The sequence below is a fragment of the Azonexus sp. GW821-FHT04F04 genome (assembly GCF_059420025.1).
Genome location: NZ_JBWKSX010000001.1, coordinates 656,486 through 671,505, shown reverse-complemented (window position 1 = coordinate 671,505; position 15,020 = coordinate 656,486). Strand labels below are relative to the sequence as shown.

Annotated in this window: 13 protein-coding genes; 8 read left to right on the top strand and 5 right to left on the bottom strand. The window is 61.8% G+C overall.

Annotation, left to right across the window (positions count from 1 at the left end):
- Positions 1 to 59 precede the first annotated feature (59 nt).
- Genes rsmA through AC07TV_RS03235 form a run of 4 tightly spaced genes read right to left on the bottom strand, consistent with a single transcriptional unit; the run spans position 60 to position 5,711 of the window.
- Positions 60 to 836 carry a 16S rRNA (adenine(1518)-N(6)/adenine(1519)-N(6))-dimethyltransferase RsmA gene (gene rsmA, locus AC07TV_RS03250; RefSeq protein WP_494646965.1) on the bottom strand — a complete coding sequence of 259 codons (777 nt, stop codon included), beginning with the start codon at positions 834 to 836 and terminating at the stop codon, positions 60 to 62.
- On the bottom strand, positions 833 to 1,849 hold the full coding sequence (gene pdxA, locus AC07TV_RS03245) for a 4-hydroxythreonine-4-phosphate dehydrogenase PdxA (RefSeq protein WP_494646964.1): 1,017 nt from the start codon (positions 1,847 to 1,849) through the stop codon (positions 833 to 835). The genes rsmA and pdxA overlap by 4 nt, the downstream gene beginning before the upstream one ends.
- Positions 1,849 to 3,168, bottom strand: a complete 1,320-nt coding sequence (locus tag AC07TV_RS03240) for a peptidylprolyl isomerase (RefSeq protein ID WP_494646963.1) — start codon at positions 3,166 to 3,168, stop codon at positions 1,849 to 1,851. The genes pdxA and AC07TV_RS03240 overlap by 1 nt, the downstream gene beginning before the upstream one ends.
- Positions 3,165 to 5,711, bottom strand: a complete 2,547-nt coding sequence (locus tag AC07TV_RS03235; RefSeq protein WP_494646962.1) for an LPS-assembly protein LptD — start codon at positions 5,709 to 5,711, stop codon at positions 3,165 to 3,167. The genes AC07TV_RS03240 and AC07TV_RS03235 overlap by 4 nt, the downstream gene beginning before the upstream one ends.
- Positions 5,712 to 5,811: 100 nt before the next feature.
- Here AC07TV_RS03235 and AC07TV_RS03230 point away from each other — a divergent pair, with 100 nt between their 5' ends.
- A complete protein-coding gene (locus AC07TV_RS03230) occupies positions 5,812 to 6,825 on the top strand; it encodes an aminoglycoside phosphotransferase family protein (RefSeq protein ID WP_494646961.1) in 1,014 nt (337 codons plus the stop codon).
- Entirely contained in the window at positions 6,826 to 7,512 is a 687-nt protein-coding gene (murU, locus tag AC07TV_RS03225; protein WP_494646960.1) for an N-acetylmuramate alpha-1-phosphate uridylyltransferase MurU, read from the top strand. It abuts the gene before it with no gap.
- Here the strand turns inward: murU and tfpZ are convergent.
- On the bottom strand, positions 7,505 to 8,269 hold the full coding sequence (gene tfpZ, locus AC07TV_RS03220; protein ID WP_494646959.1) for a TfpX/TfpZ family type IV pilin accessory protein: 765 nt from the start codon (positions 8,267 to 8,269) through the stop codon (positions 7,505 to 7,507). The genes murU and tfpZ overlap by 8 nt on opposite strands.
- Before the next feature lie 343 nt (positions 8,270 to 8,612).
- On the opposite strand from tfpZ, the gene AC07TV_RS03215 reads away from it, so the two are divergent.
- The 6 genes from AC07TV_RS03215 to purH all read left to right on the top strand — a co-directional run bounded on the left by AC07TV_RS03215 (position 8,613) and on the right by purH (position 14,891).
- Entirely contained in the window at positions 8,613 to 9,911 is a 1,299-nt protein-coding gene (locus tag AC07TV_RS03215; RefSeq protein ID WP_494646958.1) for an aminopeptidase P N-terminal domain-containing protein, read from the top strand.
- Positions 9,904 to 11,037, top strand: a complete 1,134-nt coding sequence (locus AC07TV_RS03210; RefSeq protein WP_494646957.1) for an FAD-dependent monooxygenase — start codon at positions 9,904 to 9,906, stop codon at positions 11,035 to 11,037. Before AC07TV_RS03215 ends, AC07TV_RS03210 begins: the two co-directional genes overlap by 8 nt.
- 67 nt (positions 11,038 to 11,104) lie before the next feature.
- Complete coding sequence (locus AC07TV_RS03205; protein WP_494646956.1) at positions 11,105 to 11,977, top strand: 1,4-dihydroxy-2-naphthoate polyprenyltransferase; 873 nt, start codon at positions 11,105 to 11,107, stop codon at positions 11,975 to 11,977.
- A gap of 69 nt (positions 11,978 to 12,046) precedes the next feature.
- A complete protein-coding gene (gene dusB / locus AC07TV_RS03200; RefSeq protein ID WP_494646955.1) occupies positions 12,047 to 13,063 on the top strand; it encodes a tRNA dihydrouridine synthase DusB in 1,017 nt (338 codons plus the stop codon).
- Positions 13,060 to 13,293, top strand: coding sequence for a Fis family transcriptional regulator (locus AC07TV_RS03195; protein WP_226496224.1), 234 nt, complete (start codon positions 13,060 to 13,062; stop codon positions 13,291 to 13,293). Before dusB ends, AC07TV_RS03195 begins: the two co-directional genes overlap by 4 nt.
- Before the next feature lie 5 nt (positions 13,294 to 13,298).
- On the top strand, positions 13,299 to 14,891 hold the full coding sequence (purH, locus tag AC07TV_RS03190; protein WP_494646954.1) for a bifunctional phosphoribosylaminoimidazolecarboxamide formyltransferase/IMP cyclohydrolase: 1,593 nt from the start codon (positions 13,299 to 13,301) through the stop codon (positions 14,889 to 14,891).
- The last annotated feature ends 129 nt before the right edge of the window (positions 14,892 to 15,020 follow it).

Sequence of the window (15,020 nt, the reverse complement as noted above, 5' to 3'; positions counted from 1 at the left end):
CAATTTTGGGCATTTTTTCCGGTTGACCGTAGCAAGCCCGGTTGACCGTGGGATTCTCGCTACGCCCCGGCGGTCAGGTAGTTGGCGATGCGCACGTAGTCCTCGACCGAAACATCCTCCGGGCGCAGGGTCGGCGCGATGCCGAGTTCGGCGAATCCGGCGTCGCTGAGCATGCCTTTCATCGTATTGCGCAGCATTTTGCGGCGTTGCGAGAAGGCGGTCAGGACGACCTGCGACAGCTTTTCCTGGCTCTTGGCATTGAGTTCCGAAACCGGCTTGGGGATCAGGCGGACGACTGCCGATTGGACCTTGGGCGGCGGATCGAAGCTTTCCGGCGGCACGTCGATCAGCCATTCGAGATAAAAACGGTATTGCAGCATGACCGACATGCGGCCGAAATCGGCGTTGCCCGGCTCGGCCACCATGCGCTCGACAACTTCCTTCTGCAGCATGAAATGCATGTCGTGCAGGACATCGACGTAGTCGGCAAGGTGGAAGAGTAGCGGCGTCGAGATGTTGTAGGGCAGATTGCCGACGAGCCGGAGGTTCTTGCCGATGCTGGCAAAATCGAAGGCCAACGCATCGCCTTCGTGGATGGTCATGCGTTCCGGCGTGTGCTGGCTTTTCAGACGGGCGATCAGGTCGCGGTCGATTTCGACGACATGCAGGTGATCAACACGCTGCATGAGCGGCTCGGTAATCGCCCCCAGACCGGGACCGATTTCGACGACGACATCGTCGCGTTTGGGGTTGATCGCCGAAACGATGGCGGCGATGACGCCGTGGTCGACCAGAAAATTCTGGCCGAAGCGCTTGCGGGCGACGTGACCCTTCATGATTGTTTCCTTGTGGCCATGCGTGCCGCTTCAGCCACCGCTTCGAACAGGCTGCCCGGATCGGCTTTGCCAGTACCGGCCAGTTCGAGCGCCGTGCCGTGATCGACCGAGGTGCGGATGATCGGCAGGCCGAGGGTGACGTTGATGCCTTTGCCGAAGGTGGCGTACTTGAGCGCCGTCAGGCCCTGGTCGTGATACATGGCGAGCACGGCGTCGCCTTGGGCGAGGATGGGCGGCGTGAACATCGTGTCGGCCGGATAGGGGCCGGACAGTTGCATGCCTTCGGCGCGCAGTTTTTCGAGCACGGGCGTGATGACTTCGATTTCTTCCATGCCGAGATAACCGCCTTCGCCGGCATGCGGATTGAGTCCGGCAACGAGGATGCGCGGCTGGGCCAGACCGTACTTGCCACGCAGGTCGGCGTGCAGGATACGCAGGGTCTTTTCCAGCACCTCGGCGGTGATCGCCGCCGAGACATCCTTGAGCGGCAGGTGCGTGGTGGCCAGCGCAACGCGCAGCGGGCCGCGCTCGGTGTCGCCAGCCAGCATCATGACGACGAGCGGGGTACCCGTTTTGTCGGCGAGGTATTCGGTATGGCCGGTGAAATGCACGCCGGCGTCGTTGATGACGCCCTTGTGCACCGGCGCCGTCGCCATCGCGGCGAACTCGCCGGACTGGCAACCGGCCAGCGCACGATCAAGCAGCGCCAGCACGTAGGGACCGTTGGCGGCATCGAGCCGGCCGGCCTGTGACGCGACGGCGAGCGGAATGTGCACGACGTCGAGAATTCCACACCCCAAGGGTGCTTCCTTCGGGGCGCGCTCAACCGGATTTTCAGGGCGAAAATCACGAAACTTGACCGACAGCCCGATTTGCGCCGCCCGTGCCTCGAGCAGATTGCGGTCGCCGAGAATGACCGGCTGGGCGTCGCCTGCATAGCCGGCCAGACGCAGGCAGAGCTCCGGACCGATACCGGCCGGCTCGCCGCTGGTCACGGCTATGACCGGAGGCATCACTTTTCTTCGAGTCGGTTTTCGACGTAGGCGCGGTCGCGTAGCTGGCGCAGCCAGTCCTGGTAGGCTTCATCGAGCTTGCGCTCGCGCAGGGCCTGGCGGGCGACGCCGCGCTGGCGTTCGGCCGAGACGTCACGCTCGCGGCGCTCGATGACCTGGATCAGGTGCATGCCGAACGGCGACTGGACGACCGGGCTGAGTTCGTTGATTTTCAGCGAATCCATCGCCCGCTCGAATTCCGGCACGGTATCGCCCGGATTGAGCCAGCCGAGATCGCCGCCCTTGGGGGCTGAACCGTCCTGCGAGTTGAGTCGGGCCTGCTCGGCAAAATCGACGCCATTGACGATGCGTTCGCGAATGGTCTCGAGCTTGCGCCGCGCTTCGGCTTCGGAGACCACCTCGTTGATGCGGATCAGGATGTGGCGCGGATGGGTCTGTTGCACCGAGGCCGGGGCACTGCCGCCGCGCTTGTTGACCAGTTTGACGATGTGGAAGCCAGCCGATGAACGCAGCAACTCGCTGATCTGACCGGCCTGCAAACGACCGGCCGCTTCGGCATAGAGGGATGGCAGGCGGTCCAGCGCGCGCCAGCCGAGATCGCCGCCTTGCAATGCATCCGGCGCATCGGAGAAAGCGGCGGTCAACTGGGCGAAGTTCTCACCGGCCTGCGCCCGCTTGAGGGCCTGCTCGCCGCGCAGACGCAGCTTTTGCAGTTGCTCGGGGCTGGCCGATTCCGGGGCACGCAACAGAATGTGGGCCAGTTGGTATTCCTCACCACTGCCGCCAGCGGCGGTCTGGTTGGCCAGATAGTTGTCGATTTCACCGTCGGAAATGATCAGCTTGCTGTCGACCTCTCGCTCGCGCAGGCGAACGGTGACCATTTCGCTACGGATTTCCTCGCGGAACTGAGCGTACTGCACGCCATCCTTTTCGAGCGCGGCGCGGAACTGCGGCACGGTCATCTTGTTGCCGGCAGCAATACGGCCAATGGCCTGTTCGAGCTGGTTGTCGTCGACCTTCATGCCCGAATCGCGGGCATATTGCAGCTGAACGCGCTCCATGATCAGGCGCTCGAGCATCTGCCGCTCCAGCACATCCTGCGGCGGCAGCGGCGTTCCCTGCTTCTGCAGCTGCTTGAGGGCAGCTTCGAGGCGGGTGCGCAAATCAAAATAGGTGACAACCTCGTCGCCGACGACAGCGACGATACGGTCGGCTTCGATGGGTTCCTCCGGCGCGGCGGACACAGGATGCGCCAGCAGGCTGCCGAGGCAGCAGATCAGGACAAGCAGGTAACGAATGAATGAGGTCATGGTCTTCATTGGGAGGTGAGCAGGCTGCTGCTATTGGGCAGCTCGTTTATCTTGCCATAGCCCGGAATGCTGCGCCGGAGCAGGCCAATCGGATTGGTGCCGATACTACCGAAATCGTTGAGTTCCAGCTGGAAAAACAGCGTGTCGTTAGGCGTGCCGGAAATCGCCGCCAGGCGCTGGCCGACAACGCGAACGGCCCAGCAGCCGGCGTTGTACTCGACACCGGCAATCGACTCAAGGGTCTTCTTGTCGCGCAGCGAGTAGTTGTAGCGGCCGACGGCATACCACTTCGAGGCGATCGGCCACTGCCCAGCGACGTCGATCTGGTCGACAGTCGAATCATTGGTCAGCTGATTGCGCGTATAGCGATAACTGGCCGACAGGACCTTGCCGAGTTCCGGCTGGAAGCGGACACCGGCCGAAAAACGTTCGCTGACGTTGTCGCGGAAGTTGTACTCCCAGGCAACATCGGTATAGGTTTTTGGCGCGACCAGGCCGTTGACCGCAGCGACCAGATTGGAGAAATCGGCCGTGCGCGCCGTTTCGCCGGTAATCGCAACGCGCTGCGGCTTGAAATAGTGACGCTGGCCGACCATGGCCTTGAACCGCTCGACACCGGTTTCCCCATCGAGCAGGCGGGTCGTGACGGCGGCGGTCAACTGATTGGCATCGTTGATCCGGTCGTAACCGCTGTAGCGATTTTCGGAAAAGATCTGGGCGAAGTTGAAGTCGGACAGCGCTGTGTCAAAGAGCGGGATCTGGCTTTGGTCGTTGTACGGAATATTCACGTAGTAGAGGCGCGGCTCCAGCGTCTGGATATAGCCGTTGCCGAACCAGTCTCCCTCGCGCTCGAAAATCACCGTCGAATCGAGCGTGAAGGTTGGCAGAACGCGGTTGAAGCTGCTCTCTTGACCGACAAGCTGATTGCTCAACCCGTAATGGCTCATGTGCAAGCCGACCTTGGGTGTGATCTGGAAGGCCGGATGGACGAGGGGCAGCGAGACCTGCGGATAGAAGACGAGACGGTCGCCCTGTATCTTCGTGCTGTCGACATGGGTAAAGCGCGAGAACTGGCCGATCATGCTGAGATCGGTGTGCAGCACATTCGGCCGGTAGCCGGTAATGTTGAGCTGCGGCTCGAGAAAGTACGGGCGGGTGATCGGCACCGTCGGGTCCAACTGCAAGGTCTGGTAGCGCAGGACCTGCATGCTGCTCTGCAGCCAGGGCGACGGCGCATAGCTCAGCGAGACCTGCTTGGGCAACTGGGTCAATGAGGTCTGTAGCAGGCGCGATGACATGTCCTGCCAGTAGAAGTCGTCAGAAACACCGTTCCAGTTGATGGCCGCCGTCACCCCGCGCCCGAGATTGTGTACGTGCTCGATCCGGTAGCCGTAGCGCTGGCGATTCAGCGACTCGTCATTCGGCAGATATTCGGCCCGGGTCGTTCCCTGGAAATTGTGGTCGAGGTAGCGCGCCTCGATCCCCAGTTGCGTACCGCGCTTGCTCATGTAGCGCGGGAACAGGGTCAGATCGTAGTTCGGCGCGATATTCCAGTAATAGGGCAGGGTGAAGTCGACGCCACTGCGCGTCGAGGTCGAGAAATGCGGGTGCAGCAAGCCGGAGCGGCGCTGGCCGTTGAGCGAAAAGGACGCGACCGGCGAATAGAAGAGCGGCACGCCGCCGAACCACAGCGAAGCATGCTTGGCTGTGCCTTCGTTGTTGTCGTAATCGAGGTGCGTTTCCGAGGTTTGCAGATACCAGTCTTCCTGGCCCGGCTTGCAGGTCGAAAACGAGTTCGAGAAAAAGGTGTACTGGTTTTCGCCCTCGAAATCGACTCGCTCGGCCCGTCCGTTGGCTTCCGTCGGGCGCTGCGGCGGCGCCTGCGTCGGCAGGCCATAGCTGTTGGCGACGTTGAGCATCATCGGCGCGCCGGAGGTATTGGCATTGCTGCCGGCAACCGTGACGATAGTCGGCGTCGAGCTGTAGAACTTGCTCGGCGTTTCCTTGAGAATACGGTAGCGCACGTCTTCGGCCGAGCCGATTTGCTCGTCGAGCTTCATCTTCAGATGCGGCGTATCGATCTCGGTGCCATCCTGCAGCACACGCACCGAGCCAAAGGCCTCGATCTCGTCGTCGAGCATGCGATAAGTCAGGCGGTCGGCGAGAATCAGCGACCCGGTCTTGCGCAGTTCGACGTTGCCCTCGGCCACCGTCAGATCTTCTGCCTGGCCTTCGATCTGTTCGGCGCTGACGAACATCGGGTAATCGTCATCTTTCTTCAGCACAGCCGGGAATTCGATGCCGACTACGGCAGGCGTCGACGCCTGCCGTTTCTTGCCCTGCACATTGAAGCGGCGTTCCTGGCGCAGGCGAAGCGGCACATCGGCAGCCGCCAGCAGCATGACTTCGGGCGACTCCTCGGGCGCCTCGGCCATCGAGCTGATGCCCGAAAGCTGCAGACGCAGCACGTCGTCAGCGGCATGGCTGGTCTGCGCCCCGACAAACAGGCAGCAGACAAAAACAGCGAGCGGACGGCGGGCAAAACCGGGCATCAAGGCAATCTATGGAAGTCCGGGACCGGAACGGCCGATGCCCGAGTGTTAAAATCGCGCCATTTTACAACGAAGCGAACCCTAGCCGCTTATGGAACCCATGCCGCGCGATCAACTTGTTACAGACTGGGTTGCCAGTCGCTTTCCCGAACAATCCGTTCAGATCACCCCGGCCTCGGCCGATGCCAGTTTCCGCCGCTATTTCCGGCTGACCTGGCCGGATGGCCAGACACGCATCCTGATGGACGCGCCGCCGGAGAAAGAGGACTGCACACCCTTCATCCACGTCGCCGGCCTGCTTGCCAAGGCTGACCTCGCTGCGCCGCGCATCCTCGACAAGGATCTCGACAACGGTTTTCTGGTCCTCACCGACCTCGGCCGCATCGGCTATCTCGACGCGCTCAACGCCGACCTTTCGCTGGCCGACCTGCTGATCCGGCCGGTCCTCGACGTCCTGGTCAAATGGCAATGCTCGTCGACCGCAGCGACGCTGCCGCCCTACGACGCCACGCTGCTGCGTCGCGAACTCGATCTTTTCCCGGAATGGTTCATCAACCGCCACCTTGGCGTCGAACTCGACGACAGCGAAAAGTCCATGCTCGACCGGACCTTCAAGTTCCTCATCAACAACGCGCTGAATCAGCCCAAGGTCTTCGTGCACCGCGACTTCATGCCGCGTAACCTGATGGTCGTCGAGAGCGCCGAACGCCTGACGCCGGGCATCATCGACTTCCAGGATGCGGTCTACGGTCCGATCACCTACGACATCGTCTCCCTGTTCCGCGACGCCTTCATTTCCTGGGAAGAAGAGCAGGAGATCGACTGGGTCATCCGTTACTGGGAAAAAGCCCGTGCCGCCGGCCTGCCGGTGCGCGAAGATTTCGGCGCCTTCTGGCGTGACTACGAACTGATGGGCCTGCAGCGCCATCTCAAGGTGCTCGGCATCTTCTGCCGCCTCAAGTACCGCGACGGCAAGGAAAAATACAGCGAAGACCTGCCCCGCTTCATGAACTACGCCCGCAAGACGGCCCACCGCTACGTCCAGCTCAAGCCGCTGCTCAACCTGCTCGACAAGCTGGAAGGCAATACCGAGCAGATCGGCTACCGGCGCTGAATGAAAGCCCTCATCCTCGCCGCCGGCCGTGGCGAACGCATGCGGCCGCTCACCGACCACACGCCGAAGCCGTTGCTTATGGCCGGCGGCAAGCCGCTCATCGTCTGGCATCTGGAACGATTGGCGGCGGCGGGGTTCAGGGAAATCGTCATCAACCACGCCCACCTCGGCTCCTTGATTGAGCAAACGCTGGGCGATGGTTCGCATTGGGGGCTGCACATCCAGTACTCGCCCGAACCACCGGGCGCACTGGAAACCGCCGGCGGCATCGCCACGGCCCTGCCGCGGCTCGGCAACGAGCCCTTTCTGGTGGTCAATGGCGACGTTTATTGCGATTTCGATTTTGGCCGTTTTTTCCGGTTGACCGTGGAAGGCTGGAAACCGGCCGCCCATCTGGTCATGGTCGCCAATCCGGCGCACCACACCGGCGGCGACTTCAGCCTGGACGGCGAACGCGTCGTCTATGCCAAGGGTGAGCAAACCTTCACCTACGCCGGCATCGGCGTCTTCTCGCCAGCCTTCTTCGCTGCAGTAAAACCCGGCATGATCATGAAACTGCGCCCGCTGCTCGATGACGCGATTCGCCTCGGCACGCTGACCGGGGAACGCTTTGCCGGCCGCTGGGTCGATGTAGGTACGCCACAACGATTAGCAGACCTAGACGGCGAACTCATTCAAATCACTTGAATGCGAGCGAGATTGGCAACAAAGCCAGGAATGCCCCATCTTTCGCGCTAATAACCGCGGTCAACGGCCGGAGCTTGGCACCCACAGGTAGGCAACGTATATCGCCGCCTTGCCTGGATGTTTTCCGCAAGTAGTCGGCCAAAACCTCAGAGTCCTCCGCGGACAAATCGAGCTGCGCGACCGGCTTGGCCACCCCCAACAAGGCACTCCGCACCTCAATATATGGAACGTAATACTTGGGGAAGCTTTCGACACCCACCCCAAAAGCAGAAGCGTTTGACATACTCAACCGCTCAGCCGGAGTATCAGGCACGCGAGTTCCCACCAGACGAGGACCGGTCAACGACAACGTCTTGTATTCATCGAGACGCGCCTCCGCAATATCGACAGGATCCAGTTCGGAAGCGCTCACGATCTTGAAGTCAACATCGGTTGCGACGATATAGACCGGACGCCCTGAATACATCGCAAAAACGCCGTACCCAAGCGCCGCCATTTGCAGCAGCGCAATGACCGAGAGATCGATCAATAGGAGTTTCTTTTTCGGATTAAAAATAATTAGCGTGATCAATGGTCCGATGACGACATCTACGCCAACAATCAAAAACAACAACTCAGCCCCTCCCATTGCCTGAAACAAAGGTGATGGGAACCAAACAAGTAACATGGTGCTAAGCACAATCAGCCCAACAATCAGACTAATAACAACGTGCCCAGCCGTGGCCTGAAAACGCGTTAGGGAGCGAATGGAGCGCATGCTAGGATTTCCGACGAAATGAAGGGAAAAAATATCTGAGAGAGGCATATTTTTCCACGTCAAAGCCAGTCCAAGCAAGTATCACCAGGCGCCCACGACAGGACCCAGAATTGGTCCATACGGTGCGAGAATCCCCCCAATTTATTGACCGGTGACCAACGAGCACATACGCTGGCAAAAAATTCGACTAAGCTGAACACCTGACACTCTGCCACCGCAGCACCATACGCTGTGAGTGCATTCGAAAGAGTTGCCTGCAACACGTCAGAAGATCGAGCAAAGCAACGAATTCCCAGCTCCTTACACCTAAGCACCCACTCCGCGAAATTCAATCTGGAAACGCATGAGCCACGCCCACTTTCTTGCCCGCCGCAAGCGCCTGTTGAAGACCATCGGCGACGGTGTCGCCATCGTACCGACGGCGCCGGAAGTCATCCGCAACCGCGACGCGCATCATCTCTACCGTTTCGACAGCTATTTCTGGTACCTGACGGGCTTTCCGGAACCGGAAGCGGTCGTCGTGCTGATCGGCGGCAAGAAGCCCAAGTCCATACTGTTCTGCCGCGAAAAGCATGAAGAGCGCGAAATTTGGGATGGCTACCGCTACGGCCCGAAAGCGGCCAAGGTCGCCTTCGGCTTCGACTCCGCCTACCCGATCGAACAACTCGACAAGAAACTGGCCGAATTCCTCGTCGACCGCGACACGTTGTGGCACGCCATCGGCCACGATGCCGAGTGGGATGCCCGCATCGCCAAGGCGCTCAATGAAGTCCGCGCCCAGACCCGGGCCGGCAAGCGGGCGCCGCGCGCCATCCACGACCTGCGGGCCGAACTCGACAGCATGCGCCTGGTCAAGGACACGACCGAAGCCGGCATCCAGCAACGCTCTGCCGACATTGCCAGCGCCGGCCACGCCCGCGCCATGCGCGCCTGCCGCCCTGGCATGGCCGAGTACGAACTCGAAGCCGAGCTGACCTACGAATTCCGCAAGCGCGGCGCCGACGCCCATGCCTACACGCCCATCGTCGCCGGCGGCGCCAACGCCTGCGTGCTGCACTACGTCTCCAACGACAAGGTGCTCAACGACAACACGCTGGTCCTGATCGATGCCGGCTGCGAGGTCGAGGGCTACGCTGCCGACATCACTCGAACCTTCCCTGTCAATGGCCGCTTCAACGCCGCCCAGAAGGACGTTTACCAGATCGTCCTTGCCGCGCAGGACGCCGCCTTTGCCGCCACCGCCCCCGGCCGCCATTTCATGGAAGGCCACGACGCCGCTGTGCGCGTCCTGACGCGAGGGATGATCGACCTCAAGCTGCTCAGCGGTGACATCGACAACCTGATCGAAAAAGGCGACTACAAACGCTTCTACATGCACCGCACTGGCCACTGGCTTGGCCTCGATGTGCACGACGCCGGCGAATACAAGGTCGGCGACGAGTGGACCAAATTGCAGCCCGGCATGACGCTGACCGTCGAACCCGGCCTCTACATCCGTCCCGGCGCCGACATTCCGCCGGCACTGGCCGGCATCGGCATCCGTATCGAGGACGACGTGCGCGTGACGGAAACCGGTTGCGACATTTTCACGACAGCCCCGAAGACGGTCGCCGAAATCGAGGAAGTCATGCGCCATGACTGAAACGGTCGACATCCTGATCATCGGCGCCGGCCCGGTCGGCATGACACTGCATCTGGCACTGGCCGCCGGCGGTCAGAATTCTCTGCTGATTGACCGTCAACCGCAGCAAGCCCGGCAAGACGACCCACGCGCCCTCGCCCTGTCGCACGGCGCCCGCCAGTTGCTCGAACAGATCAACAGTTGGCCGACGCGCGCCGCAACGCCGATTGAAACCATCCATATCTCGCAAAAAGACGGTTTCGGCCGGACGTTGATCGACCATCAGGAATACGACTTGCCCGCCCTCGGCTACGTCGTTCGCTACCGCGACCTGGCCGGCGCGCTGGCCGCCAATCTGTCTGCCGATGCCGTGCTCGCCGAAGCTGAAATCCTCGACATCACGCCAGACGACGACGGCGTCACGGTAGCGCTGCGCCATGCCGGCCAGTTGCGCACCATCAGTACCAAGCTTCTCGTTCACGCCGAAGGCACGCCCGGCGACGACCCGGCCGTCAAGGTCAGCGACTACGAACAGCATGCGGTCATTTGCGAAGTCACGCCGACGCCCGGCCACAACAAGCGCGCCTGGGAACGCTTCACCCCCGACGGCCCGCTCGCCCTGCTGCCGCTTGGCGACGAATACTCCATCGTGTTCACCCTGCCCCCAGCCAAGGCCGACGCGGTCATGACGATGGACGACGAAACTTTCACCGCCGCCCTGCAACAACAGTTCGGTCAGCGCATGCGCTTCGCCAAACCGGGCAAACGCAGCCGCTTCCCGCTCTTTCTTCGTCTGCGCGGCACCCTCGTCAAAGGCAACGAAGTCTGGATCGGCAACACCGCGCAAACCCTGCACCCGGTTTCCGGCCAGGGCTTCAATCTCGGCATCCGCGACGCCTGGCAACTATCCGAAATTTTGCTCAAAAACGGCGTTGACCGTGCAAGCCTCGAAAACTACGCCACCAGCCGGCGCCTCGACCGCCGCGGCAGCGCCTTCTTCACCGACCAGATCGTCCGCACTTTCTCGAACGATTTCGGCCCGCTCAAACTGGCCCGTGGCCTCGGCCTACTGGCGCTCGACATCTGCCCACCGGCCCGCCATTTCGTCGCCAAGCGCATGATCTGGGGCGCCCGCGCCTGGCCTTGATCCAGACCAAAGGCGGCAAGCCAGGGCATCGGTTACAGTGCCGCTCCGCCCATCCGCCCACCCCCGCATGAAAACAAGCACTGCCTGGTTCCTCGCCTGCCGTCCGAAAACGCTGTCCGTCTCGCTATCGCCGGTGCTCGTCGGGACGGTCATCGCCTGGCACGACAGCGCCACGCTGCTCTGGCTACCGCTGCTCGCCGCCGCACTTGGCGCCGCCTTCATCCAGATCGGCACCAATCTGTTCAACGACGTCGGCGACTTCCTGCGCGGCACCGACAGGCCGGGCCGCCTCGGCCCCAAACGCGCCACCGCCGAAGGCTGGCTGACTCCAAACAAGGTCAAGGTCGGCGCCTGGCTCAGTTTCGCCTTAGCCTTCCTGTGCGGCATCTATCTGGTCAACCACGGCGGCTGGCCCATCGTCGCCATCGGCCTCGCCTCTCTCGCCGCCGGCTGGGCCTATACCGGCGGACCGAAACCGATTGCCTACGGCCCGCTCGGCGAAGTTTTCGTCTTCATTTTCTTTGGCCTGGTCGCCGTCGGCGGCAGCTATTACCTGCAAACCTTCGGCCTGACGCTTACCGCACTGCTGGCCGCTGCACTGGTCGGCCTCCACGCCGCCGCGGTGATTACCGTCAACAATTACCGCGACCTCGACGGCGACGCCAAAAGCGGCAAACTCACGCTGGCCGTCCGCCTTGGCCGGCCACTGACGCGCCGCCTCTATACGGCCGAAATGCTCGCACCCTACGCCTTGCTGCCGCTGCTCGCCGGGCTCGGCTGGCCGGGCGCGCTGCCGCTGCTGTCGTTACCACTCGCTATCAAATTGATCCGCCGCTTCCATCAGGAGCCACCCGGCCCGGCGTTCAACAATATCCTCGCCGCCACCGCCGGATTGCAACTTGTCTTCGCCTTGCTGCTAACCCTCGCCTTTACAATTTGACTATTTTTTAGGCGCCGACTCAGGTAAAATTCCCGGCTTCCCGAGATTTACCAAAGCCCTCGCACGCCCATGGATTTTGCCGGTTTCCAGCTCCGAAATAATTTGTTTGTTGCTCCCATGGCCGGCGTGACGGATCGTCCTTTCCGCCAGTTGTGCAAGAAAATGGGCGCGGGACTGGCTGTCTCGGAAATGGTCACCTCGAACTCGCTGCTCTACGGCAGCAAGAAGACGCTCCGCCGGGCCAATCACGAAGGCGAAGTCGCACCGATCTCCGTACAGATCGCCGGCGCAGATCCGAAGATGATGGCCGAAGCAGCCAGGCACAACGTCGATAACGGCGCCCAGATCATCGACATCAACATGGGTTGCCCGGCCAAGAAGGTCTGCAACGTCATGGCCGGCTCGGCGCTGATGCAGGACGAGGAGCAGGTCGGCCGCATTCTCGACGCTGTCGTCGCTGCCGTCCCGAACACGCCGGTCACCCTCAAATTCCGCACCGGCTGGAACATCGCCAACAAGAATGCGCCGACCATTGCGCGCATCGCCGAATCCGCTGGCATCCGTGCCGTCGCCATTCACGGCAGGACGCGTTGCCAGCAATACACCGGAGAAGCCGAGTACGACACCATCGCGCTGGTCAAGACGCTGATCCGCATTCCGGTCATCGCCAACGGCGACATCACGACGCCGGAAAAGGCCAAGCACGTACTGGATGTCACCGGCGCCGACGGCATCATGATCGGTCGCGCCGCCCAGGGCCGGCCCTGGCTGTTCCGCGAGATCGAACACTATCTGAAAACCGGCGAGCATCTGCCGCCGGCCAGGGTCACCGAGATCCACAGCATCCTGCTGGCGCACCTCGAAGACCTTTACGCTTTCTACGGCCCGGAAACGGGGTTCAAGGTCGCCCGCAAGCACATCTCCTGGTACACCAAGGGGTTGGTCGGGTCGGCGGCCTTCCGTAAGGAAATGAACGTCCTGCCCAGCATCGAACAACAGATGCAGGCAGTGAACGAGTTTTTCATCCGCCAGGCGGAAGAAAACGATATTTTAAAATATGACAAAGAGGAGGCGTTGGCAGCATGAGCCAACATGATTTGGGGCAGTGCGTCATCAACGCGCTGGAGCAGTATTTTCGCGACCTGGACGGGGAAAAGCCGGGCGCCATCTATGACATGGTTTTGAAGAGCGTCGAAAAACCGATGCTCGAAGTGGTGCTCGCCAAGGCCGGCACCAACCAGACGCTGGCAGCGGAGATGCTCGGCATCAACCGCAACACCCTGCGCAAGAAACTCACCGAACACCAACTACTGTAATCGCCATGACCATCAAGCAAGCACTGATTTCCGTTTCCGACAAAACCGGCGTTCTTGAATTCGCCCAGGGCCTCGCTGCCCAAGGCGTCAAGCTGCTGTCCACCGGCGGCACCGCCAAGATGCTGCGTGACGCCGGCCTCGCCGTCACCGAAATCGGCGACTACACCGGCTTCCCGGAAATGCTCGATGGCCGCGTCAAGACCCTGCACCCGAAAGTGCATGGTGGCATCCTGGCCCGCCGCGACTTGCCGGAACACCTGGCGACCATTGAACAGCACGGCATTCCGATGATCGACCTGGTCTGCGTCAATCTCTACCCGTTTGCGGCGACCATCGCCAAGGCCGGCGTAACGCTGGAAGACGCGATCGAGAACATCGACATCGGCGGCCCGGCCATGGTCCGTTCCTCGGCCAAGAACTACAACGGCGTTGCCATCGTCACCGATCCGGAAGACTACGCCCCGCTGCTCGCCGAGATGAAAGCCAACGGTGGTGCCCTGCAACTAGCGACCCGCTTCGGTCTGGCCAAGAAGGCCTTCACCCACACCGCCCGCTACGACAGCATGATCGCCAACTGGCTGACCGGCCTCAACGAAGGCGCTGAAGCCAAGCCGGCCGAAGCCGCGCCGGTCCCGGCCATCTTCCCGGCCAAGCTGCAACTCGCCTTCGACCGCACCGAAATCCTGCGCTACGGCGAGAACTCGCACCAAAGCGCCGCCTTCTACCGCGAAACCAATCCGGTCGCCGGCAGCATTGCCGCCTACTCCCAGCTGCAGGGCAAGGAACTGTCCTACAACAACATCGCCGACTCCGATGCTGCCTGGGAGTGCGTCAAGTCCTTCGACGCCCCGGCCTGCGTCATCGTCAAGCACGCCAACCCGTGCGGCGTCGCCATTGACGGCACCCTGCTCGGCGCCTACGAGAAGTCCTTCAAGACCGATTCGACCTCGGCTTTCGGCGGCATCATCGCCTTCAACGGCGAAGTCGGCATCGACGTGGTCAACGCCATGAACGAGCGCAAGCACTTCGTCGAAGTGCTGATCGCCCCGTCCTTCACCGCTGAAGCGAAGGCCGCGCTGGCCGGCAAGACCAATCTGCGCGTCCTCGTCGTTCCGATCTCCCGCGTTCTCAATACGCTGGAATTCAAGCGCGTCGGCGGTGGCCTGCTCGTTCAAACCCCGGACGATTTCACAGCACAAGCCTCCGGCCTCAAGATCGTCACCAAGGTCCAACCCACCGCCCAACAGATCGAAGACCTGCTCTTCGCCGAACGCGTCGCCAAGTTCGTCAAGTCCAACGCCATCGTCTTCTGCGGCAATGGCATGACCCTCGGTGTCGGTGCCGGCCAGATGAGCCGCGTCGACTCGACCAAGATCGCCAGCATCAAGGCCCAGCACGCCGGCCTCGACCTTAACGGTTCGGTCGTCGCGTCGGATGCCTTCTTCCCGTTCCGCGATGGCGTCGACGTGCTGGCTGCCGCCGGTGCCAAGGCCGTCATCCAGCCGGGTGGCTCGATGCGCGACGAGGAAGTCATCGCGGCTGCCGACGAGCATGGCTTGGCCATGGTCTTTACCGGCGCCCGCCACTTCCGCCACTGATTTCGTTCCCGGCGCAACCGTGACTATGTCGACTTCGCCTTGCCGTGCTAACCGCACTGCCTGCGGCTCATCTTCGTGTCACGGCCGCCCCGTAAACGAAATGCCTTCCGGGGCTCGAAGAACAAAGGA

Bases quoted from the DNA above. Each gene is read 5' to 3' on its own strand.
- pdxA (WP_494646964.1), bottom strand. From the start codon at position 1,849: ATGCCTCCGGTCATAGCCGTGACCAGCGGCGAGCCGGCCGGTATCGGT.
- AC07TV_RS03205 (WP_494646956.1), top strand. From the start codon at position 11,105: ATGAAAACAAGCACTGCCTGGTTCCTCGCCTGCCGTCCGAAAACGCTG.
- rsmA (WP_494646965.1), bottom strand. From the start codon at position 836: ATGAAGGGTCACGTCGCCCGCAAGCGCTTCGGCCAGAATTTTCTGGTC.
- AC07TV_RS03210 (WP_494646957.1), top strand. From the start codon at position 9,904: ATGACTGAAACGGTCGACATCCTGATCATCGGCGCCGGCCCGGTCGGC.
- AC07TV_RS03235 (WP_494646962.1), bottom strand. From the start codon at position 5,711: ATGCCCGGTTTTGCCCGCCGTCCGCTCGCTGTTTTTGTCTGCTGCCTG.
- AC07TV_RS03240 (WP_494646963.1), bottom strand. From the start codon at position 3,168: ATGAAGACCATGACCTCATTCATTCGTTACCTGCTTGTCCTGATCTGC.
- purH (WP_494646954.1), top strand. From the start codon at position 13,299: ATGACCATCAAGCAAGCACTGATTTCCGTTTCCGACAAAACCGGCGTT.
- murU (WP_494646960.1), top strand. From the start codon at position 6,826: ATGAAAGCCCTCATCCTCGCCGCCGGCCGTGGCGAACGCATGCGGCCG.
- tfpZ (WP_494646959.1), bottom strand. From the start codon at position 8,269: ATGCGCTCCATTCGCTCCCTAACGCGTTTTCAGGCCACGGCTGGGCAC.
- AC07TV_RS03215 (WP_494646958.1), top strand. From the start codon at position 8,613: ATGAGCCACGCCCACTTTCTTGCCCGCCGCAAGCGCCTGTTGAAGACC.
- AC07TV_RS03195 (WP_226496224.1), top strand. From the start codon at position 13,060: ATGAGCCAACATGATTTGGGGCAGTGCGTCATCAACGCGCTGGAGCAG.
- dusB (WP_494646955.1), top strand. From the start codon at position 12,047: ATGGATTTTGCCGGTTTCCAGCTCCGAAATAATTTGTTTGTTGCTCCC.
- AC07TV_RS03230 (WP_494646961.1), top strand. From the start codon at position 5,812: ATGCCGCGCGATCAACTTGTTACAGACTGGGTTGCCAGTCGCTTTCCC.